The following is a 21,080-nucleotide window of genomic DNA, read 5'->3' on the forward strand; positions in this document are numbered from 1 at the left end:
GCATATATTAATTGCGGTATTGAAAATTACAGTACGGTGTATTAATCATTACCCAGCGTTCATCACTTGTAAGACAGCCTGTGCGCTTTCCTTGGCGGTATTGCGCAACAACGCATGATGCATCTCGGTAAAACGTTGCTGCAAGGACGCTTGCAGGCTGACATCGGTCAATTGCTGCCAGAGCGCATCGGCCAGAGCTTGCGGCGTGGCGGCATCCTGCAATAGTTCAGGCACCAGGAATTCCCGCGCCAGGATATTCGGCAACCCGATCCAAGGCTGATATCCCATGTGGCGCATGATTTCCCAGGAAGCGCGCATCATCCGGTACGCGATGACCATTGGCTTCTTGAACAGCGCGACTTCAAGCGAAGCGGTGCCGGAAGCCACCAGCACTGTATCGGCCGCCGCCAGCACGGTATGCGACTGACCATCGACCAATTGCAGCGGAACGTCGGCCAAGCCGGCTTGCGCCAGCAATTGCACAAAATAATCGCGCTGCTGCGCGCCTGCCATCGGCACCACGAAGCGCAAGCCGGGCTCGCGCTGGGCCAGCAATTTTGCCGCACCGATAAAAGCTTCGGTGTTGTATTTCAATTCCGAGATGCGGCTTCCAGGCAAAATCGCCACCACCTTTGCAGCCAATGGCAAATGCAACGCAGCCCTTGCTGCCGCCACATCCGGCAGCAACGGAATCACTTCCGCCAGCGGATGGCCGACGTAGGTAACCGGGATACCCGCCTTGCGATAAATGGCTTCCTCGAATGGAAACACTACCAGCATGTGCGATACCGCTTTGGCGATTTTCTTGATGCGTCCGCCCCGCCAGGCCCAGATTTGCGGGCCGATGAAATGCACGGTCGGTATGCCGGCGCGCTTTAACTGCATTTCCAGACCGAGATTGAAGCCTGGATAATCGACGCCGATGAAAACCGCCGGTTTTTCAGCCAACAACTGATCGCGCAAAGTGTTCTGGATCGACTTGATCTCGCGGTAGCGCGGGATCACTTCAAACAGGCCGCGCACCGTCAGTTTCTCCATCGGCCAATCGCTGACAAAGCCCTGCTCGGCCATTTTGACGCCGCCGATGCCGTGCATGCGGGCTTGCGGCAGATGCACCCGCAGGCCCGATAGCAAGCGGCTCGCCAGCAGATCGCCGGAACTCTCGCCGGCTACCATCGCTATGGTGGTGTTAATGGCGGTCTTAATGATGGCTTTAGCGGATGATGCCACGGGAGGACGAGGCAATAAATTCACGCATCAAACGCAAGTATTGCGCGGCTTGCGGGGATTTCGATTCTTCTTCCAGCAGCGCAGACTGGGCCGCGTCGAGTGGCAATCCGGCGCGGTAGATCAATCTATAACCGCGCTTGATTGCCATAATCTGCTCGCTGCTGAAGCCGCGCCGCTTGAGGCCTTCGCTATTGATTCCGGCCGGCACCGCACGATTGCCGGCGGCAGTCACGAACGGCGGCACATCCTGGCTGACTGCTGCGGTAAACGCGGTCATCGCATGCGCGCCGATACGGCAAAACTGATGCACGGTCGTAAAGCCACCGAGAAACACCCAATCGCCCAGGTGCACATGTCCGGCCAGCGTCGCGTTATTGGCCAGAATGATGTCATTGCCCAACTGGCAGTCATGCGCAATATGGACGTAAGCCATGATCCAGTTGTCATTGCCAAGCCGGGTGACGCCGGCATCCTGCGCGGTGCCGCGGTTGAGCGTGCAGAATTCACGAATCGTATTGCGATCGCCGATTTCCAGCCGGGTCGGCTCCCCTGCATATTTCTTGTCCTGGGGCGCCGCACCGATCGAGGCGAACTGGAAAAAAACATTGTCGCGCCCGATGCTGGTATGGCCATCGATGACGACATGCGGGCCGATTTTGGTGCCAGCGGCGATGCTGACGTTCGGACCGATGACCGAATACGGCCCGACCTCGACGGAACTATCCAGTTGCGCCTTGGTATCAACCAGTGCAGTGGAATGAATCTCCGCCATTATTTTCCCGCAGCCTTGCTCGCATCGACAGCGCTGCGCATGGTGCACATCAGTTCGCCCTCGACCGCAAGCTGGCCATCCACTGTTGCCCTGGCAGAATATTTCCAGATGCCGCGCGCCACACGCAGGATTTCAACCTCCATCCTGAGTTGGTCACCAGGCTCCACCGGCCGCTTGAAACGCGCGCCATCGATGCCGAGAAAATACACGATGGTGTCTGCATCCGGCTTCATATCCATGGTCAGAAACGACAAAATCGCTGCAGTCTGGGCCATCGCCTCGATCATCAACACACCCGGCATCACCGGTTTGTTCGGGAAATGGCCATTGAAAAACTCTTCATTGGCCGTGACGTTCTTGATCGCAGTAATGCGTTTGCCTGCCTCCCAGTCCAGCACGCGATCGACTAGCAACATCGGGTAGCGGTGCGGCAGATATTGTTTGATTTGGTTGATATCTAGGGTTTTCATGATTCTTGACTCTTGTCTGTAAGCGATTTTGTAAGCAATTGCACGGTTTTTTCCAGATTACGGATTTTTTCCCGCATTGATGTCAGGTTGCGCACGATGGCGGCGGATTTTTCCCAGTCGGCATTCTTGGCCAGCGGATAAAAGCCGGTGTACTGGCCTGCTTCCCGGATCGAGCGCGATACCATGCTGGCGGAAGAAATATGCACGTTGTCGGCGATGCTCAGGTGACCAAGCACCATTGCAGCGCCGCCAAAAGTGCAATATTTACCAATTGTGGCGCTGCCGGCCACGCCGACGCAACCCGCCATCGCCGTGTGCGCGCCAATATGGCAGTTGTGGCCGATCTGGATCTGGTTATCCAGCTTGACGCCGTCTTCTATGATGGTGTCCGTCAGGGCACCACGATCGATGCAGGTATTGGCGCCGATGTCGACATCGTCGCCGATGATCACACGACCAGTCTGCGGAATCTTGATCCACGCTCCGCCTTCATTGGCAAAACCAAAGCCGTCAGTGCCGATCACGGCGCCGGAATGGAGAATGCCGCGCTGCCCGATTTCACATCCGGAATGGAATGTCACATGCGCAAAAAAATGGGTACCGGCACCGATTTTGGCGTCGCGTCCAATAAAACAGCCGGCATCAATCACCGCGTGGTCGGCAATCTGAGCCCCTGCTTCGATCGTCACATGCGGGCCGATGAATGCGGTGGCCGCAATCGTGGCGCTGGCATCCACATGCGCAGTCGCATTGATGCCGGCTGCCCGCGGATGCGCGTTTTCCGCCGCGAACCATTGCGCCGCCCTGGCAAAATACGCATAGGGATTGTCCACCACAATCCGCGCGCCCTGATACTCGGGGCCGATTGCCGCGGCATTTGAAGCCGATAGAATAATGGCGGCCGCTTGCGTGTGCGCCGCCTGTGTCCGAAGCTTGGGATTAGAGAGAAATGTGATGTGCGACGCGTTTGCGTCATCCAAAGGCGCAATGCCGAACACTTCCGTGTTCGGATCGCCCATCAATTGCCCACCCAAGCGTTCGACCAATGCACCAAGTCGAATGCTCATAGTGGTTTTTTCATGAAATTACTTCTTGTTGAGGATCTTCAGCACTTTTTCAGTGACATCGATACGCGGATTGAAGTACGCAGCATCTTGGAAAATGATGTCGTATTTTTCAGATTCGGCAACCTGCTTGATTGCCTTGTTGGCACGTTCAACTACGATAGCAATTTCTTCATTGCGGCGCAGATTCAAATCTTCGCTGAATGCACGTTGCTTGCGCTGAAAGTCTTGGTCCATGTCGCTTAGTTCACGCTGACGCCGGATCCGGTCTGATTCGGAAATTACCGCCGAATCCTTGTCGAGTTTTTCTGCCAGAGTTTTGATGCGGCTGGAAGAATCGAGCAATTCTTTCTGGCGTTTTGAAAATTCCTGTTCGATTTTTGCTTCAGCCGCCTTGGCCGGGGCCGATTCGCGCATCACGCGCTGGGAATTGATCAAGCCGATCTTGGATTCCTGCGCATGCACATTTACGGCCAGGCATAGCAATACAGCGGCAACGATTTTTGATGATGATGTAGTTAGAAACTTCAAGTGCATTCTCCAAGAGTCAAACGACCAGGGCCGTCATAATATTTAAGTCGTATAAGTTAAAACCCGATTAAAACCCGGTACCCAGTTGGAATTGGAAGTTCTGCTTCCGATCCGTAGACGTGGCATTTATAGGTTTGCCATAACTTAATTTCAGTGGGCCAATCGGCGATATCCAGCTCAAGCCGATACCGACCGATGTGCGCAAATCCGTAGCACGGATCTTCTGCCCTTCTGCAAACACATTGCCTGCATCAAAAAAGGTAAACCAGCGCAAAGTCCGATCTTTTCCAGAACCGGGAAATGGAAATTGCAGCTCGGCATTCGCAATCAAGCGGGTCGAGCCGCCCAGGGATTCGCCGGTTACGCGATCAATATTGGTTCCGACACCCAATGAGGAGCCTTCATAGCCGCGCACCGATCCGATACCACCGGCATAGAAATTTTTGAATATCGGATACTTCTTGCCGCCTAACCCACGACCGTAATCGACTTCGCCATTCAAAGCCAGCGTCATGGTACTGGTAATCGGCAGGAAATATTGATCCTGATATACCGCACGGTAATACCCTAGTGTGCCGATCGCAGACAACTCCAGGTTGGCACGTTGATAGCGGCCTTTGTTGGGAGCAATCGCACTGTCGCGCCCGTCGCGTTGCCATGCAGCGGTTAATGGAAATGACGTTGTGCTGGCTTTTCCTATACCGGATGCACTACCGTTATCTTTGACAAATTCTTGCCATCTGTCCGGACTGCTGGCAAAAGTTTCAACTGCTGTTTGTTCAGCACCGATGCCGAAAAATACTGTGTCCAATTCAGAGAATGGCACGCCGAATCGTATACTGCCGCCCGAGGTTACCACTTTGTAGTCGTATGTATAGGTTTCAGCCGGGCGGGTTGTCCGATAAAACAGTTCATAGCTGCGACTGATACCATCCTTAGTGAAGTACGGGTCGGTTTGTGACAATGCTACCGTGCGATTGCGTTTGCTGGTATTGACATCCAGCCCTATCGTATTGCCGGTACCAAAGGCATTGGCTTGCTGAATGGAACCTGTTAGCGTCAGCTTCTCGCTACTGGAATAACCGGCACCCAATAGCAAGTTACCGGTCGGCTTTTCTACTACCGCCATGTTGACATCGACCTGATCTGTGCTGCCGGGCACTTCTGGTGTTTCAATATTCACTTCTTTAAAGTAGCCAAGACGATCCACCCGGTCCCGTGAAAGCCGGATTTTGGTGCCGTCATACCAAGCATCCTCAAATTGCCGGAATTCGCGTCGTATCACCTCGTCGCGCGTCTTTGTATTGCCGGCAAGATTAATGCGCCGAACATAGACGCGCTTACCAGGGTCCAGAAGAATCGTCAGCGCGACTTCTTTTTTCTCCCGATTGATTTGCGGATTGGCATTGACGTTAGCGAAAGCGTAGCCGAAGTTACCCATGCGTTCCGATATTTTTGCAGTGCTTGCCGTCAGTTTTTCGCCTGAATAAACATCGCCTTTTTTCAAGGTCAGTAGGGAAGCAAATTCCGCTTCGCGGCCAAACATCTGACCCTCTATCTTGACGTCGGAGACGGTGTACTTTTCCCCTTCGTTGACATTGATGGTAATGAAGATATCTTTTTTATCAGGCGTGATCGAGACTTGCGTCGACTCCACCTGCATCTCAATATAACCGCGATTCAGATAAAAGGATTTTAGCGCTTCAATGTCGCCTGCCAGTTTTTGTTTCGAATATTGATCAGCTTTGGTGTACCAGGTAAACCAGCCTGGCGTTGTCAGGTTTAACAGATCAGATAATTCGCTGTCGCTAAACGCTTTGTTACCAACAAAATTGATCTGTTTGATGTGGGTAATATTGCCTTCTTCCACTGCAAAATTGACCGTTACCCGATTACGCTCGATCGGTGTGACCGTAGAGGTAATTTGAACCCCATATAAACCCCTGGCAAGATATTGGCGTTTTAATTCCTGTTCGGCTCGGTCCACTAAAGCCTTGTCGAAAATGCGTGATTCGCCCAGGCCAATTTCTTTCAACGCCTTGGTCAGCATTTCCTTGTCGAACTCCTTGGTGCCAGAGAACTCCACGCTGGCAATCGCAGGGCGTTCTTCTACCATGACGACCAGCACATCGCCATCGACTTCAATCCGAACATCCTTGAAGAAACCGGTTGCATACAGAGACTTGATCGCGGTTACACTTTTTTCATCGGTGAAGGTTTCGCCAACACGCACCGGAAGATAACTAAACACAGTGCCGGCCTCAGTACGCTGTATTCCTTCTACGCGTATATCTTTCACCTTAAACGGTTCAATCGCCAGCGCTTGTCCGGCACACAGGGAAAAAACAGCAATAGCGAGTAGATTTCGGCGAAAAACAGGAATGGAAAAACGCTCAGAATATAATTTCATTGGGTACCGATTATGAATACTTTTTGTTTTGCGAGTGCCCATTAGGCAAGATCATCATCAACTCAGGAAATAAGGCGCACGATATCATTGAAGACAGCGACAAGCATCAATGTCATCAAAATACCCATCCCGGCCCGTTGGGCAATTTCACCAAAACGTGCAGAAACAGGGCGTCCGGTAAAAACTTCCACGAAATAATACAACAAAAGTCCACCGTCCAACACCGGGATCGGTAGCAAATTCATCACACCCAGGCTGATGCTGATGAATGCGATAAAACTGATATAGCTAACAATGCCAATGCGTGCTGTCTGACCTGCATAGTCGGCGATGGTGATCGGACCAGTGATGTTTTTCAAGGAAACCTCGCCCACCAACATCTTTCCGAGCATTTTGAGCGACAGTACGCTAGTGTCCCAAGTGCGGTTGACGCCCTTGATAATTGCATCAATCGGTGTCGAGCGCACGGTGATCATGGCTGGGATCATGGAAATTTCTGCCTTGATCTTGCCAATGATCCGGCCGCCTTGCGCTTGCCCTTCCGGGGTAACGGTTGCAGCGAAATCGCGCCCGGCTCTTTGGCCCGTCAACTTCAGTGACTTATTGGCAGAATTGCGCAACATATCTATTAAAGCCAATCCATCGACTACAGGTTTTCCATCGACGGCCAGGATTAAATCTCCCTCTTGCAGTCCGTCTTGCATGGCAGGACCATCAGGCATAATTTTTCCCAAAACGGCAGGCGGCATTGCAAGCGAAATACCTAGTCCGCCTAAAAAATCACCTTCCAGATCCTCCGGCGTCAAACTATCCAAAGGCACTGTAATGGTGCTTAACAGCGTTCCTTTTGGATCTACCGGGTCGGCCGAACTAACGTCGAGCTTGGCGGCGCTCTTATCGATAGCTAACTGCACTATTCTCCAGCGCAAGTCAGACCATAACTCTATTGCCTCACCATTGACTGCCGTGACACGCTCTCCGCCGCGCAAACCGGCCTTGTATGCGACCGATTGCTCGGGAACAACCCGAATGTTGGCAACAGGCTCTGGAATGCCATATGTATAGAGTGAAGCGAATAACAGTATGGCAAGAATAAAGTTGGCAATGGGTCCGGCTGCAACGATGGCAATGCGCTTCCAGACATTTTGGCGGGTGAATTCGCGCTGCTTATCCTTGGGAGCCAATGTATCCAAGTTCTGCTCCCGAGCATCCAGCATTTTCACGTAGCCGCCAAGAGGCAGTGCTGAAATCACCCATTCGGTTTGATCTGCACCGAACCGGCGCGAAAAAATCACTTTGCCCATTCCGACTGAAAAACGCAGCACTTTAACCCCGCACAGGCGGGCAACCACAAAATGTCCTAGCTCATGGAAGATGACAAGTATCCCAAGGGCAAAAACAAAAGCAATCAGCGTTTGTAGTAAGTTCATGAGTTCATGTAGCCGCTGGCGATTCTGCGAGCCTCGAGATCCTGCTCCAGCAAACCTTCGATGCTGTCCACCTGAATGTGTGGCAATGCATCCATTACGCGCGCAATCAGTTGGTCTATCATACGAAATCCGGTACGCCCATCCAAAAACCCCTGGACCGCAACTTCATTGGCTGCGTTCAAAATTGCCGGTGCCGAACCGCCTGCATGCAAAGCGTCAAACGCCAGTCTGAGGCAGGGAAACCGATTGAAATCCGGTTTTTTGAATTCCAGCTGTCCGATACTAGTCAGATCGAGAGGCACCACGCCGGACGAAATACGCTCTGGGTAAGCAAGAGCATGTGCAATGGGCGTGCGCATGTCGGGATTACCTAACTGTGCGAGGACAGAGCCATCGACGTATGAAACCATGGAGTGAACCACGCTTTGCGGATGAATTACTACCTCGATCTGATCGGCTGAGGCGCCAAACAGCCAGTGCGCTTCGATCACTTCCAGTCCCTTGTTCATCATCGTAGCTGAATCAACCGAAATTTTCCTGCCCATGATCCACTTTGGATGCGCAACGGCTTCTGCTGGCGTCACGACATCCAGTGTCTCGACAGGCCGATTCAAAAATGGGCCGCCAGATGCTGTTAGCAATATCTTGGCAACGCCCTGCCTGGATTGTCCGCGAAGATAATTCTTCGGAAGGCATTGGAAAATCGCATTATGCTCGCTGTCAATCGGCAGCAGTGTGGCTCCATTCAGTTGCACCGCATCCATGAAGAGCTGGCCAGCCATCACCAAGGCTTCCTTATTTGCCAGCAGTATTTTTTTACCAGCCCGGGCTGCTGCCATTGTAGGCACCAAACCGGCAGCACCCACGATTGCTGCCATGACAACATCACAGTCTAGATCGGAAGATACCGCTGCCAGCGCGTCGGGTCCAAATTCGACCTGCGTTTTTAGATTTTTTTGCCGTAGCTGTTGCGATAAAATTTGTGCCGCCTGCGCAGACCCGACCACTGCTATGCGCGGTTTGAATTGTTCACACTGCCGGCACAGTGCATCAACACTGGTATGCGCGGTCAACGCATGTATAGAGTAACGATCAGGATGCCGTGCAACCACATCCAGTGTTGATACGCCAATGGAACCGGTAGAACCGAGAATGGTAATTCTTTGCATAATTTCTATTCCAACACCGATGCTATAACCATACATTTATCAGTACGGCTAGCGGCAAAACAGGGATTAAGGCATCAATCCGATCCAGCACGCCGCCGTGGCCTGGCAGCAGATTGCTGCTATCTTTCATGCCGGCACGTCTTTTAAGTTGCGACTCAAACAGATCGCCAACCACACTGGCTGCAACCAAAAATGTCATGCATGCCATTAAGCTTGCAAGCCCCCAACGGTCATGTGATCTTACTAAGATTGCTGCAAAAGTATCGTGTATTGCCGGGAAGCGGGTCGAAATGAATGCTGCTAGCATGACTGCAATCCAGCCCCCGATAGCCCCTTCCCAGGTTTTCCCCGGAGAAATCGATGGCGCCAATTTGTGTCGGCCAAACGCTTTACCGGAAAAATAGGCTCCAATATCCGCAATCCAAACAATCGCCATAATAGAAAGCAAAAAAAGTGGGGAGTGTTGAAATGCAGAAACAATCGCAACAAAGCATCCAAGAACGGCAATACTATAAAAACCGACCAGGAATCGACCACGAATACTTTGCAAAGGAGGTAAGCCATTTGCCAGCAAGGGCGTAAATACCAGTAGCCAGAGTATTACGCAGGATGCGAACAATAACGTCGCTCCCGCTCCGCTTGCATTACCACTCAAAAGAATGGATGCGAATACGACGGTCCAGAATGCTGCACTAACTAGTGGGTAAGCGTTGTTGCACAGACGAAAATTTTCCCATGAAGCTGCTGCAAAAAAAATCGTGGAAATTACTGCAAATGCAAGAAAATTATTCAAAAACAAAACCGGCAGCAGCACCGCCAGCAGTATCAGTGCTGTAAGTACCCGCACTTTAAGCATCAGGAAGCCTTTTTATTTTCAAACAACTGTTCGCTTGTGCGCCCAAAGCGGCGCTCGCGCCGTTGATAAGAGGCGATCGCCTCATCTAGTTTCTTTGAATCAAAATCGGGCCAAAAAGTCTCAGTAAAATACAGTTCTGTATACGCAAGTTGCCACAATAGAAAATTCGAAATGCGCTGCTCGCCGCCAGTGCGAATAAACAAATCAGGTTCTGGCGCATACGCCATTGCCAGATGCGGCGCCAACTGATCTTCGCTAAATTCGGTTGCATCGGGATGCAGGGCTAGCATTTTGTTGACGCCTTGCATCACATCCCATCGACCGCCGTAATTAGCACATATTGTGATGGTCAGATGCGTGTTTTCTGCCGTTTTTTTTTCGGCTTGAAAAATCTTGTCCTGTAGCTTGGCTTCAAATCGACTAAGATCACCCACCACCTTAAGCCGAATACCATTCGCATGCATCCGGGAAACCTCCCCGTCCAGTGCAGTAATGAATAAGCGCATCAAAAGCGATACCTCATCCGCCGGACGCCGCCAATTTTCGGAACTGAAGGCAAATAGGGTCAAGTACTCAACCCCACGTTCAACACAAGCCTCTACGATGTTTCGGACAGTTTTGACACCTTTGACATGCCCCGCCACACGCGGCAAAAAACGTTTGGTAGCCCAACGGCCATTACCATCCATAATGATGGCTATATGATTGGGCACCGCAGACACTACCGGCACTTGTTGAGTCGAACTCGATTGTGTCATGATTTCATGGGGGAAATAAGATAGTCTTGTCGTAAGGAAAAGCTGTTTTTAAGTTATACCGTCAAGATTTCTTTTTCTTTTTCGGCTACCAATTTGTCAACATCCGAGACAAATTTATCCGTTAGCTTTTGTATCTCATCCTGAGCGCGACGCTCGTCATCTTCTGAGCACGCTTTATCTTTCAGTATTTTTTTCAGCGCTTCATTGGCATCGCGGCGTATGTTGCGAATGGCTATCTTTGCATCTTCCGCTTCATTTTTTGCCAGCTTAACCATTTCCTTGCGGCGCTCTTCCGTCAAGGCAGGCGTCGGTACGCGAATCATATCGCCTTGCGTCGATGGGTTCAATCCGAGATCGGATTCACGAATCGCCTTTTCAACCACCGCCACCATCTTTTTTTCCCAGGGTTGGACGCCTATGGTGCGGGCATCGATCAAAGTCACATTTGCCACTTGCGTCAACATGGTAGGGTTGCCATAGTAATCCACCTGGATATGATCAAGAATTCCAGGATGCGCGCGACCGGTCCGCACTTTAGCCAGATCAGCCTTTAACGCTTCAATGGATTTCTGCATTTTTTGATCGGTATTTTTTTTGATGTCAGGTATGGTCATCTGCAATTCTTTTTTCAAAGGTTAAATCTTATTCTATTCCCACTGCAATCGCGAACACGAATGCAGAACATCAACCGCGCAAAATAAAATGCACGGTTAAGGTAAAAATGAAATTAAACGTGAACCAGCGTGCCCTCGTCTTCACCCATAATTGCGCGCATTAACGCACCAGGCTTGACTATCGAGAATACTTTTATCGGCAATTTTTGATCACGGCATAAAGCAAAAGCAGTTGCATCCATTACCTGAAGACGCTTTGCAATTGCCTCGTCAAAAGTGATTGTGGAATATCGTACTGCGTTCGGATCTATTTTAGGATCAGCGGTATAAACGCCATCAACCTTGGTAGCCTTCAGCACAATTTCAGCGCTGATTTCAGACCCTCGCAATGCCGCGGCAGTATCGGTGGTAAAAAATGGATTGCCGGTACCTGCAGCAAATACCACAATTTTCCCTTCTTCCAGATATTGAAGGGCCTTGGGGCGAACATACGGTTCAACCACTTGCTCAATACTGATGGCCGACATGACGCGGGCGGTAATTCCGGCTTGGCGCATGGCATCGGCAAGTGCAAGAGCGTTCATGACCGTCGCCAGCATGCCCATATAATCGGCGGTGGCACGATCCATACCTTGGGCACCCGGCGCCACACCACGGAAAATATTACCGCCGCCGATAACAATCGCCAATTCGACCCCCATACTGGCCACTTCAGCTACATCCGCGACCATGCGCTCAATCGTGGCGCGATTAATGCCATAGGCATCATCGCCCATTAGTGCTTCTCCGGATAGCTTGAGGAGGACACGCTTGTAGGCAGGTTTTGTCATGAGCTGATTTCCTTTTGGTTGTCCGGATGATTATCTATTGTGCTGCAAACTCCATATTGAAAATACCGACAACGGGACTATCGAGTGGAGTTCGCAACATTAACTGCTGCCGGCTGGGTGTCGCCAGTCAGCCTAAAAAAACGGGCCTTTCGGCCCGCTTATTTCCGCTTAAGCCTGCTTGGCTGCGGCGACTTGGGCCGCAACTTCTGCCGCAAAGTCATCTTGCTTTTTCTCAATGCCTTCACCGACCACATACATCGCGAATGATTTCACGTTTGTATTTGCAGCTTTCAACATTTGCTCAACGGTTTGCTTGTCGTTTTTTACAAAAGGCTGATTGAACAAAGATACTTCTTTCAAGTACTTTTGCACCGAACCCGCAACCATTTTTTCAGTGATTTCAGCGGACTTACCGGATTCGATTGCTTTTTGTGTTGCGATCGAACGCTCTTTCTCGATCATTTCTGCCGGCACTTGGTCTGAAGACAAGGAAACTGGCTTCATTGCCGCGATGTGCATGGCAACGTCCTTCCCAACTTGCTCGTCAGCGCCCTCAAATTCAACCAGGACGCCGATACGCGTTCCATGCAGGTACGATGTCAACTTGACAGGCGTTTCAAAACGGACGAACCGACGAATCGACATGTTTTCACCGACACGGCCAATCAGTGCTGAGCGGAATTCTTCGACTGTTTGCGCACCCATCGGCAGCACTGACAAGGCAGCAACATCGACTGGATTGTGCTCTACAACCAGTTTGGCGCAGGCATCTGTAAAAGCGATGAAATCATCATTTTTAGTAACGAAGTCGGTTTCACAATTAACTTCGATCATGGCGCCCACACCACCTGCAATATGCGTGGTCACTACACCTTCAGCTGTAACCCGGGAAGCGGCCTTGGATGCCTTGCTACCTAGCTTGACGCGCAGAATGTCTTCTGCTTTTGACATATCGCCGTCGGCTTCAGTTAATGCTTTCTTGCACTCCATCATTGGAGCATCGGTTTTTGCACGTAATTCGCCAACCATTGCTGCGGTAATTGCTGCCATGTAGATCTCCTAACTCAATTCACGTCCTATCGGACGTCGATATTCGTTATATGTTCAAAAAAATCGCTCAAAAAAAGAGGCGAACATTGTTGCCCCTCTTTCCCAACGACTGAAAAATCAGAAGAAGGGCTTATGCCTGCTCGCTGACCTCGACGAATTCATCGCCGTTGCCGGCCTTGATAGCCGCAACCACATTGTTCTCTGCATTGGCACGGCCTTCCAGAATTGCATCTGCCACTCCGCGTGCATACAGCATGATCGCCTTGGAAGAATCGTCATTACCAGGAATGACATAGGCTACGCCTTCGGGCGAATGGTTGGTATCAACCACCGCGATTACAGGAATGCCCAATTTCGCTGCTTCAGTGATTGCACCCTTGTGATAACCGACGTCCACAATAAAAATCGCGTCCGGAATACCGCCCATGTCCTTGATGCCGCCAATCGATTTTTGCAGTTTGATCATTTCGCGATCAAACATCAGCGCTTCTTTTTTGCTCAATTTTTCGACCGAACCATCGGCAATCGTTGCTTCCATGTCTTTCAGGCGCTTGATGGAGGTCTTGATTGTCTTGAAGTTGGTCAGCATGCCGCCCAACCAGCGCTGATCCACAAACGGAACACCGGCGCGCTGCGCTTCAGCGGCGATGATGTCGCGTGCCTGGCGCTTGGTGCCAACCATCAGGATGGTGCCGCGGTTTGCCGACAATTGGCTAATATGCTTCATTGCCTCCTGGTACATGCCAAGAGTCTTTTCCAGATTGATAATGTGAATTTTGTTGCGGTGACCAAAGATGAACGGCGCCATCTTTGGATTCCAAAAACGAGTTTGATGGCCAAAATGGACGCCGGCTTCCAACATTTCACGCATAGTAACGGACATAAATATCTCCAGGGTTAGGTCTGGAATCCGGTCAGCCACCTCTTTTTGAGGCACCCTTTGTCGAGCGGATTCGCGATTTTTCAAAAACTAGCTATTTGTAAAGTAAGCTAGCCGGGCATTTTACCCTGATTTCTAGTTATTTTTCAAGCGCGTCTTTTCTAAAAACTCGCGAAGAATCAAAGACCACGCGCTGTAAAACGGCTCTCGCCTGACAATTCGTTTGAAGTGAAACATGTCGGAAGTTGGAATCCCAAATAATATCCGGCCATAGTCAATGGGTAGATTAAAGTTCCATGTCGTGTTTTCTATTGAAACCCTTCCGATCATCGGTATCACGCAACGACAAACTGCGTCAGTGTAAAAACTGACGCAGTCTTGCCTGGGATTCTTAGCCATAACAACCATCACCAACGTGAACATCAAATCATTCAATTAATTGATCACACTCACATTGCATTGGGCATTAAAAAATCGTTAATAAAAAATATCCTGATTAGCTGCCAACCTTAGAACGCCTTGAAAACACTACTGTTTTTTGCATACAGTATTAATAAGATGATAGGGCAGCCTCTAAAACCAAGTACAACACCCTTTGCTGTAAGGTGCTGCCATGCCAAGAATTTATACTCACCTGACGACACAGGAACGTGCCGTCGTCATGACCATGCGCGACGACCAGTGCAGTATCCGGTCCATTGCCAAACGACTTTGCCGTGCCCCAGTTCCATCAGCCGCGAACTGCGGCGTGCGCCTGCCGGTTCCAGCATCTACGATGCCAACCTTGCGCATCTGCAAAGCGAGGCGCGCCGGGTGATGCCACGTCGTACGCCCAAACTGGAGACGGGTGGCGTGTTGTTTCAAGTGGTACGCCATTATCTGAATTTGCTCTGGTCGTCCAACAAATTTCGAACATACCAAGACCATGTGGCCCACCGAATCCGACAAAACCGTCTCGCACGAGACCATCTACAACGCGATCTATTTGCACCCGCGTGGCGAACTCAAGCGTGAGCTGATCGCCTGCCTGCGCCACCACAATCAGGTGCGCAAACCCCGTAGTCGCGGCACCGACCGCCGCAGCCAGATCAAAGACATGTAAAGCATCCACATCCGCCCGCCAGAGATCGAGGATCGCGTCATTCCCGGCCACTGGGAAGGCGACCTGATCAAGGGCGAAGGCAACCGCTCATCGGTCGGTACGCTGGTCGAGCGCACCACCCGCTTCGTGGCCCTCGCCAAGATTGATAACGCCGGCACCAAGTCGGTCGTCGACAGTTTCTCCGCCGTGCTCAATCGTGAACCGGAGGCCTTACGTAAATCGATGGTCTACGATCAGGGACGTGAGATGCATGATCATAAAATTCTGAGCGAGCGCACTGGAGTGCAGATCTATTTCGCCGCCCAGCACAGCCCCTGGCAGCACGGTCCCAACGAGAACACGAACGGCCTGCTGCGCCAGTACATGCCCAAGGGCTCCGATCTGTCGATTTACTCGCAAGAGGAACTCGACGCCATCGCTCTGTCACTCAATACCCGCCCTAGGGAAACACTGGGATGGAAAACTCCGCTCGCCGTTTATACCGAGCACTTCAACGCCCATCGAGCAAATTCACGCTAACGCCAGGAGATTCCGGCAAGGCACTTTGCAGGAGTGCCTTATGAGATGGGACTCCCATAGCATTACCTTAAGCCGCAATTTGCCATGATTTGTCTGGAAAGGATCAGCCCGCCTCCGTTATCGCCTTGAATCCCGATTGCGCAATGAAGCGCGCCAGATGGTGATCGGTATCGCCCAAAGTTAGCTCGATCATCGTCAGCCGCTTGAAGTAATGGGCTGCCGGCAGTTCGTTGGTGACGCCCATGCCGCCATGTAGCTGTATCGCTTGCTGGCCGATGAACTTCAGCGCCTGTCCGACCCGCGCCTTGGCGGCTGAGACCGTACGACGGCGCTCTTCCACATCGGCAGAAGCAACTTTTACCGCCGCCAGCATCGCCATCGAACGTGCCTGTTCCAGTTGCATGAACATCTCCGCCATCCGGTGTTGCAGCGACTGGAACTTGCCGATCGGTACCCCAAACTGCTGGCGGGTTTTGACATATTCCAGCGTCGCGGCGTTGATGGCGTCCAGCGCGCCGATGGCTTCGGCACACAATAAAGCGGTGCCATAATCGGCAACAGCATCCAGCAGATCCCAGCCCGCGCCAAGCTTGCCCAACAGTGCGGAAGCAGGCAACTTTACATCGTTGAACGTGATGTCGGCCGCGCGCTGGCAGTCGATGGTGCGGTAATCGGTGCGTGCCACGCCGACCGTGTCAGCCGGCACCACAAACAGCGAGACGCCGTCGGTATCGTTCTGTGCGCCATGGCTGCGCGCAGAGACGATCAATGCGCCGGCCTGCGCACCGTGCAGCACCACCGTCTTGACGCCATTGAGCACAAAACCATCGTTCTGCATCTGGGCGCTGGCCCTGATGTCAGACTGGTCGTGGCGCGATTGCTTCTCGCCCAGCGCACAGGCCAGCTTCAGCTCGCCGGCGGCGACCTGCTGCAGCAAGTCGTCATGGCCGCCGGCGCGTTTCAAAAACTCCGCACCCAGCACGGTGGCCAGGTACGGTTCGATAACCAAGCCGCGCCCCAGTTCCTGCATCACTACCAGCATATCGATGGCGCTGCCGTTAAAGCCGCCTTGCGCTTCCGGGATGGGCAATGCGGTCAAACCGAGCTCCGTCATGGCGTTCCAGGCAGCGCCGGATATGCCCTGCTCGGAATTGACGATGGCCTGGCGTTGCGCAAAGGTGTAATCCTTGTCCACCCAGCGCCGCACGGCGTCTGAAAATTGCTGTTGTTCCTGTGTAAAACTGAAATCCATTCTGGTCTCCTTGGTGTTTTTGCATGCACCGTGGTGCACACGTGGCGCAGATTTTTTTGATCGTTTTACAGCCCCAAAATCATCTGGGTAATGATGTTTTTCTGGATTTCGTTCGAGCCGCCGTAAATCGAAGTCTTGCGGAAGTTAAAGTAATACGACGCCAGCGGCGCGGCGTCATCATCTTGCGCCACGCTGTGCGCATGCTGCCCTTCCAAGAATGCCGGGTCGAATGGCATGCCATACGGGCCGACCGCTTCCAGCATCAGTTCGGTCAGCATTTGCTGTACTTCAGTCCCCTTGACCTTGAGCAAGGATGCCTCCGGCCCCGGACCGCGCTTGCTGCCCTCTTGCGACACTACGCGCAGCACCGTTATTTCCAGCGCCATCAATTCGATCTCCAGCGTCGCCACCTTGTTGGCAAACACCGGATCATCCAGCAATGGCTTGCCGTTTTTATGCTGCGCTAGCGCAATCCTCTTGAGGAAGAGCAATTCGCGTTTGGAGCGGCCGACTGCGGCGATGCCGGTACGTTCGTGTCCAAGCAGGTATTTGGCGTAAGTCCAACCCTTGTTCTCTTCGCCGATCAGGTTTTCTAGCGGCACCTTGACGTTATCGAGGAACACTTCGTTGACTTCGTGCTCTTCGTCCAACGTGATGATCGGGCGCACCGTGATGCCAGGCGTGTGCATGTCAATTAACAAAAAGGAAATGCCCTCCTGCTTGCGCCCGCTGGTATCGGTGCGCACCAGGCAAAACATCATGTCTGCATGCTGGCCGAGCGTGGTCCAGGTTTTCTGGCCGTTGACGATGTAGTGATCGCCAGCGCGTTCAGCGCGAGTTTTCAAGGAAGCCAGATCGGAACCCGAACCCGGTTCGGAATATCCCTGACACCACCAGTCGTCGCAATTCAAAATGCGCGGCAGGTAATGACGTTTCTGCGCCTCGTTGCCGAAAGCCATGATCACGGATGCCACCATATTCACGCCGAACGGCAGGATAGGCGGGGTGCCGGCGCAGGCGCACTCATCTTCCCAGATATGGCGCTGCACGGCATTCCAGCCGGTGCCGCCGAATTCGACCGGCCAGGCCGGCGCGGCCCAGCCCTGTTTTGCCAGCGTCTTGTGCCACCGGACGTAATTCTCTTTGGATAGGCGCTGATGATTCAGTACCTTTGACTTCAAATCTTGCGGCAGGTTTGCTGCCAGATAAGCGCGCACCTGCTGGCGAAACGCCAGGTCTTGCTCTGTGTAATTTAAATCCATGCTGTCTCCCCATTTATATTAAAAGCACGACCGTTCAAAATTAATTGTACAGCGGATTACTTATAAACAGGATTTTTGCATCTGTGCTCAAACAGACAATAATTTTCAGGAATACTGGATTTGATCGATGCTCCGATTACATGCAGAAAATCACCCTCACTTTAATTCGTGCGGAGAAGATGTGGATGTGGATGTGGATGGCAGCGTGCCTTCCTTCTTTTCATCAATTTGCAAGCGCGCTGCATAACGCTGCGCCAGCACCGCACACACCATCAACTGGATCTGATGAAACAATATCAATGGCAACACGATGGCGCCGACCGCATGGCTGGCGAATAACACATTGGCTATCGGCACCCCACTGGCCAAACTTTTTTTGGAACCGCAAAACACGATAGCGATTTCATCCTCCTTGTTGAAGCTCAAACGGCGTGCCGCGAATGTAGTGATTCCTATGGCCAGCGCCAGCAATATCGCACTGACGATGAACAAGCCACCCAACGCCCGCAGCGGCAACTGTTGCCACAAACCCTGTCCGACCGATGCGCTGAACGCCGTATATACCACCAGCAGAATGGAACCCTGATCGATAAATTTCAGACCTGATTTATGACGATCAACCCAGCGCCCTATCCATTTTCTGGCAATTTGGCCGGCTATGAAAGGCAGCAGCAATTGCAATGCAATGCGGATAACGGAATCTGCTGAAACATGGTTGGCGCTGTCTGCGACCACCAGCAAACCGACCAACAGCGGCGTAAGAAATATGCCGATCAGGTTGGATGCGGAAGCGCTAACAATAGCAGCCGCCACATTACCCCGTGCCATCGCGGTGAATACAATCGACGACTGCACAGTGGACGGCAGTACGCACAAAAACAGGATGCCCAGATATAACTCAGGCGTCACCAGCGGCAACAAGAGCGGTTTAAGGAGTATCCCCAGTGCCGGAAACATCAGGAAAGTGCATGCCATCACAGTTAAGTGCAAGCGCCAGTGACGCATGCCGGCGACAACTGCTTCACGCGGCAGTTTGGCGCCATGCAAAAAGAACAGCAAACAGATGGCAATGCTGGTGACCCAGTCAAAAGCTACCGCGACCTGCCCTTCGCAAGGAAAAATACTGGCGACGATAACGACAAAAATCAACGCCAGGGTGAAATCATCCGGCAAAAAACGAGGACGAGTCATTGGGGGCCTATGGAAAATAAATACACAATTTAGATTTGTATTGCATCAGCATTACTTGCTGGAAACAGAACTGCAAGGCGCAAGTTTAACTCCAACCATCACGCATCGGCGCATTGGAAGAACCGCTGCCGGAGCAAAAAAATCAAAATATTCCTCACAAGACCTAGTCAAAATCCGAAACCCCATGTATAGTTTCGCTTCTTCGGTGCTGCAACATAAACATCGATAGTTTGACTGACTAAGCAAAGAATATGGGTGCTTAGCTCAGTTGGTAGAGCGGCGCCCTTACAAGGCGTAGGTCGGCGGTTCGACCCCGTCAGCACCCACCATCAGTCAAACAGCAATTGTGACAGATTGCGAATAGTGTTAATTAGGAGTGGTAGTTCAGTTGGTTAGAATACCGGCCTGTCACGCCGGGGGTCGCGGGTTCGAGTCCCGTCCGCTCCGCCAATATTTAAAAAGGGTGAACTTCGGTTCACCCTTTTTTCTATTCCGCTGCGCATTTCTTGCAGTTCAGTAGTGCAGGCATAGAGACCCGCACTACTACTGTCATCCCGCTTCCAAATCAATCGTGCGCAGCAATCTTTGGCGTGTTCACCCGTACATCGCCGCATTGAGCCCGATGCCGTAACGCATGATCCATCAATACCAGAGCCAGCATCGCTTCAGCAATCGGCGTGGCGCGAATGCCCACGCATGGATCGTGCCGGCCGAAGGTTTCTACCGTGCTGGGCGTGCCTTCTTTATCAATCGAGCGGCGCGGCACGCGAATCGAAGAAGTCGGCTTGATCGCAATCGACACCGTGATGTCCTGTCCGGTCGAAATGCCGCCCAGCATGCCGCCGGAGTTGTTGCCGACGAAGCCTTGGGGCGTGAGTTCATCGCCGTGTTCCGAACCTTTTTGCACCACGGATTTAAAACCGGCGCCGATCTCCACGCCTTTGACCGCGTTGATGCCCATCATCGCGTAAGCAATTTCGGCATCAAGCTTGTCGTAAATCGGCTCGCCCAAGCCGACGGGCACGTTTTGCGCCACCACATCAATGCGAGCGCCGATCGAGTCGCCGGCCCGGCGCAAGGCATCCATATATTCCTCCAGCTGCAAAATAATCCCGAGGTTGCCGGTCGCCGCAAAGAACGGGTTGTTGCGCACATGCTCCCAGGATTCAAATGGAATCGCGATTTCACCCAACTGGCTCATGCAGCCGGTGAAGGTGGTGCCGTATTGCTGCAACAGCCATTTCTTGGCGATGGCAGCCGCGCCCACCACTGGCGCGGTCAGACGCGCCGACGAGCGGCCGCCGCCGCGCGGGTCACGGATGCCGTATTTTTGCCAGTAGGTATAGTCGGCATGGCCGGGCCGGAAAGTCTCGGCGATGTTGCCGTAATCCTTACTGCGCTGGTCTTCATTGCGGATCAAGAGCGCAATCGGGGTGCCGGTGGTCTGGCCCTGATACACGCCGGACAGAATTTCCACCGTGTCGGACTCTTGCCGTTGCGTGACGTGACGCGAGGTGCCGGGCTTGCGGCGATCCAGATCAGGCTGGATGTCGGCTTCCGACAAGGCCATGCCGGGCGGGCAGCCATCGATGACGCAGCCAATTGCCGGGCCGTGCGATTCGCCAAAGGTGGTGACTGTAAACAACGTACCGAATGTATTGCCGGACATAAAGTGGGCCAATTGAACTGG

The 21,080-nt window shown here is 52.3% G+C and carries 18 protein-coding genes, 2 tRNA genes and 1 pseudogene; 3 read left to right on the forward strand and 18 right to left on the reverse strand.

The features are described from left to right. Nucleotides 1-48 precede the first annotated feature (48 nt). From lpxB to rpsB, 14 genes are all read right to left on the reverse strand, one after another. Nucleotides 49-1,230 carry a lipid-A-disaccharide synthase gene (gene lpxB, locus FKCLFG_RS08335; RefSeq protein WP_472615741.1) on the reverse strand — a complete coding sequence of 394 codons (1,182 nt, stop codon included), beginning with the start codon at nt 1,228-1,230 and terminating at the stop codon, nt 49-51. Next, nucleotides 1,214-2,002 (reverse strand): acyl-ACP--UDP-N-acetylglucosamine O-acyltransferase, encoded by a 789-nt coding sequence (gene lpxA / locus FKCLFG_RS08340; RefSeq protein WP_472615742.1) that lies wholly within the window; start codon nt 2,000-2,002, stop codon nt 1,214-1,216. The genes lpxB and lpxA overlap by 17 nt, the downstream gene beginning before the upstream one ends. Further along, the gene (gene fabZ, locus FKCLFG_RS08345) at nt 2,002-2,472 is read right to left on the reverse strand and encodes a 3-hydroxyacyl-ACP dehydratase FabZ (protein ID WP_472615743.1); all 471 of its coding nucleotides are present in this window, start codon (nt 2,470-2,472) and stop codon (nt 2,002-2,004) included. The genes lpxA and fabZ overlap by 1 nt, the downstream gene beginning before the upstream one ends. Beyond that, entirely contained in the window at nt 2,469-3,539 is a 1,071-nt protein-coding gene (lpxD, locus tag FKCLFG_RS08350) for a UDP-3-O-(3-hydroxymyristoyl)glucosamine N-acyltransferase (RefSeq protein ID WP_472615744.1), read from the reverse strand. The genes fabZ and lpxD overlap by 4 nt, the downstream gene beginning before the upstream one ends. 18 nt (nt 3,540-3,557) lie before the next feature. Continuing rightward, nucleotides 3,558-4,073 carry an OmpH/Skp family outer membrane protein gene (locus FKCLFG_RS08355; protein WP_472615745.1) on the reverse strand — a complete coding sequence of 172 codons (516 nt, stop codon included), beginning with the start codon at nt 4,071-4,073 and terminating at the stop codon, nt 3,558-3,560. A 61-nt stretch (nt 4,074-4,134) separates the two neighbouring features. Then, nucleotides 4,135-6,477 (reverse strand): outer membrane protein assembly factor BamA, encoded by a 2,343-nt coding sequence (gene bamA / locus FKCLFG_RS08360; RefSeq protein WP_472615746.1) that lies wholly within the window; start codon nt 6,475-6,477, stop codon nt 4,135-4,137. Nucleotides 6,478-6,539: 62 nt separating this feature from the next. Then, nucleotides 6,540-7,907, reverse strand: coding sequence for an RIP metalloprotease RseP (rseP, locus tag FKCLFG_RS08365; protein WP_472615747.1), 1,368 nt, complete (start codon nt 7,905-7,907; stop codon nt 6,540-6,542). Further along, the gene (gene ispC / locus FKCLFG_RS08370; protein ID WP_472615823.1) at nt 7,904-9,076 is read right to left on the reverse strand and encodes a 1-deoxy-D-xylulose-5-phosphate reductoisomerase; all 1,173 of its coding nucleotides are present in this window, start codon (nt 9,074-9,076) and stop codon (nt 7,904-7,906) included. The genes rseP and ispC overlap by 4 nt, the downstream gene beginning before the upstream one ends. Before the next feature lie 22 nt (nt 9,077-9,098). Continuing rightward, on the reverse strand, nt 9,099-9,932 hold the full coding sequence (locus FKCLFG_RS08375) for a phosphatidate cytidylyltransferase (RefSeq protein WP_472615748.1): 834 nt from the start codon (nt 9,930-9,932) through the stop codon (nt 9,099-9,101). Next, complete coding sequence (gene uppS / locus FKCLFG_RS08380; RefSeq protein WP_472615749.1) at nt 9,932-10,690, reverse strand: polyprenyl diphosphate synthase; 759 nt, start codon at nt 10,688-10,690, stop codon at nt 9,932-9,934. Before uppS ends, FKCLFG_RS08375 begins: the two co-directional genes overlap by 1 nt. A 53-nt stretch (nt 10,691-10,743) precedes the next feature. Further along, entirely contained in the window at nt 10,744-11,304 is a 561-nt protein-coding gene (gene frr, locus FKCLFG_RS08385; protein ID WP_472615824.1) for a ribosome recycling factor, read from the reverse strand. A gap of 113 nt (nt 11,305-11,417) precedes the next feature. Next, nucleotides 11,418-12,134, reverse strand: a complete 717-nt coding sequence (gene pyrH, locus FKCLFG_RS08390; protein ID WP_472615750.1) for a UMP kinase — start codon at nt 12,132-12,134, stop codon at nt 11,418-11,420. A gap of 168 nt (nt 12,135-12,302) precedes the next feature. Further along, nucleotides 12,303-13,184 carry a translation elongation factor Ts gene (gene tsf, locus FKCLFG_RS08395; RefSeq protein ID WP_472615751.1) on the reverse strand — a complete coding sequence of 294 codons (882 nt, stop codon included), beginning with the start codon at nt 13,182-13,184 and terminating at the stop codon, nt 12,303-12,305. Between the two features lie 130 nt (nt 13,185-13,314). Continuing rightward, on the reverse strand, nt 13,315-14,067 hold the full coding sequence (rpsB, locus tag FKCLFG_RS08400; RefSeq protein WP_472615752.1) for a 30S ribosomal protein S2: 753 nt from the start codon (nt 14,065-14,067) through the stop codon (nt 13,315-13,317). 610 nt (nt 14,068-14,677) lie between these two features. On the opposite strand from rpsB, the pseudogene FKCLFG_RS08405 reads away from it, so the two are divergent. Then, nucleotides 14,678-15,685 (forward strand): annotated as a pseudogene (locus FKCLFG_RS08405) (IS30 family transposase). Nucleotides 15,686-15,788: 103 nt separating this feature from the next. Here FKCLFG_RS08405 and FKCLFG_RS08410 read toward each other — a convergent pair. From FKCLFG_RS08410 to FKCLFG_RS08420, 3 genes are all read right to left on the reverse strand, one after another. Then, entirely contained in the window at nt 15,789-16,937 is a 1,149-nt protein-coding gene (locus FKCLFG_RS08410; protein ID WP_472615753.1) for an acyl-CoA dehydrogenase family protein, read from the reverse strand. Nucleotides 16,938-17,002: 65 nt separating this feature from the next. Next, complete coding sequence (locus FKCLFG_RS08415) at nt 17,003-18,199, reverse strand: acyl-CoA dehydrogenase family protein (RefSeq protein ID WP_472615754.1); 1,197 nt, start codon at nt 18,197-18,199, stop codon at nt 17,003-17,005. Nucleotides 18,200-18,355: 156 nt separating this feature from the next. Continuing rightward, complete coding sequence (locus tag FKCLFG_RS08420) at nt 18,356-19,390, reverse strand: bile acid:sodium symporter family protein (protein ID WP_472615755.1); 1,035 nt, start codon at nt 19,388-19,390, stop codon at nt 18,356-18,358. A gap of 253 nt (nt 19,391-19,643) precedes the next feature. Here FKCLFG_RS08420 and FKCLFG_RS08425 point away from each other — a divergent pair. Both FKCLFG_RS08425 and FKCLFG_RS08430 read left to right on the forward strand, forming a co-directional pair. Further along, nucleotides 19,644-19,719: transfer RNA gene (locus FKCLFG_RS08425), tRNA-Val, on the forward strand. 44 nt (nt 19,720-19,763) lie between these two features. After that, nucleotides 19,764-19,840: transfer RNA gene (locus tag FKCLFG_RS08430), tRNA-Asp, on the forward strand. Between the two features lie 115 nt (nt 19,841-19,955). On the opposite strand, the gene aroC is transcribed toward FKCLFG_RS08430, so the two are convergent. Continuing rightward, entirely contained in the window at nt 19,956-21,059 is a 1,104-nt protein-coding gene (gene aroC, locus FKCLFG_RS08435; RefSeq protein WP_472615756.1) for a chorismate synthase, read from the reverse strand. Between the last annotated feature and the right edge of the window lie 21 nt (nt 21,060-21,080).

The organism is Gelidimonas denitrificans (genome assembly GCF_055694065.1).

Excerpts from the sequence above, each read along its gene's own strand:
- lpxA (WP_472615742.1), bottom strand. The coding sequence starts at position 2,002 with ATGGCGGAGATTCATTCCACTGCACTGGTTGATACCAAGGCGCAACTG.
- fabZ (WP_472615743.1), bottom strand. The coding sequence starts at position 2,472 with ATGAAAACCCTAGATATCAACCAAATCAAACAATATCTGCCGCACCGC.
- lpxD (WP_472615744.1), bottom strand. The coding sequence starts at position 3,539 with ATGAGCATTCGACTTGGTGCATTGGTCGAACGCTTGGGTGGGCAATTG.
- FKCLFG_RS08355 (WP_472615745.1), bottom strand. The coding sequence starts at position 4,073 with ATGCACTTGAAGTTTCTAACTACATCATCATCAAAAATCGTTGCCGCT.
- bamA (WP_472615746.1), bottom strand. The coding sequence starts at position 6,477 with ATGAAATTATATTCTGAGCGTTTTTCCATTCCTGTTTTTCGCCGAAAT.
- rseP (WP_472615747.1), bottom strand. The coding sequence starts at position 7,907 with ATGAACTTACTACAAACGCTGATTGCTTTTGTTTTTGCCCTTGGGATA.
- ispC (WP_472615823.1), bottom strand. The coding sequence starts at position 9,076 with ATGCAAAGAATTACCATTCTCGGTTCTACCGGTTCCATTGGCGTATCA.
- FKCLFG_RS08375 (WP_472615748.1), bottom strand. The coding sequence starts at position 9,932 with ATGCTTAAAGTGCGGGTACTTACAGCACTGATACTGCTGGCGGTGCTG.
- uppS (WP_472615749.1), bottom strand. The coding sequence starts at position 10,690 with ATGACACAATCGAGTTCGACTCAACAAGTGCCGGTAGTGTCTGCGGTG.
- frr (WP_472615824.1), bottom strand. The coding sequence starts at position 11,304 with ATGACCATACCTGACATCAAAAAAAATACCGATCAAAAAATGCAGAAA.
- pyrH (WP_472615750.1), bottom strand. The coding sequence starts at position 12,134 with ATGACAAAACCTGCCTACAAGCGTGTCCTCCTCAAGCTATCCGGAGAA.
- tsf (WP_472615751.1), bottom strand. The coding sequence starts at position 13,184 with ATGGCAGCAATTACCGCAGCAATGGTTGGCGAATTACGTGCAAAAACC.
- rpsB (WP_472615752.1), bottom strand. The coding sequence starts at position 14,067 with ATGTCCGTTACTATGCGTGAAATGTTGGAAGCCGGCGTCCATTTTGGC.
- FKCLFG_RS08410 (WP_472615753.1), bottom strand. The coding sequence starts at position 16,937 with ATGGATTTCAGTTTTACACAGGAACAACAGCAATTTTCAGACGCCGTG.
- FKCLFG_RS08415 (WP_472615754.1), bottom strand. The coding sequence starts at position 18,199 with ATGGATTTAAATTACACAGAGCAAGACCTGGCGTTTCGCCAGCAGGTG.
- FKCLFG_RS08420 (WP_472615755.1), bottom strand. The coding sequence starts at position 19,390 with ATGACTCGTCCTCGTTTTTTGCCGGATGATTTCACCCTGGCGTTGATT.
- aroC (WP_472615756.1), bottom strand. The coding sequence starts at position 21,059 with ATGTCCGGCAATACATTCGGTACGTTGTTTACAGTCACCACCTTTGGC.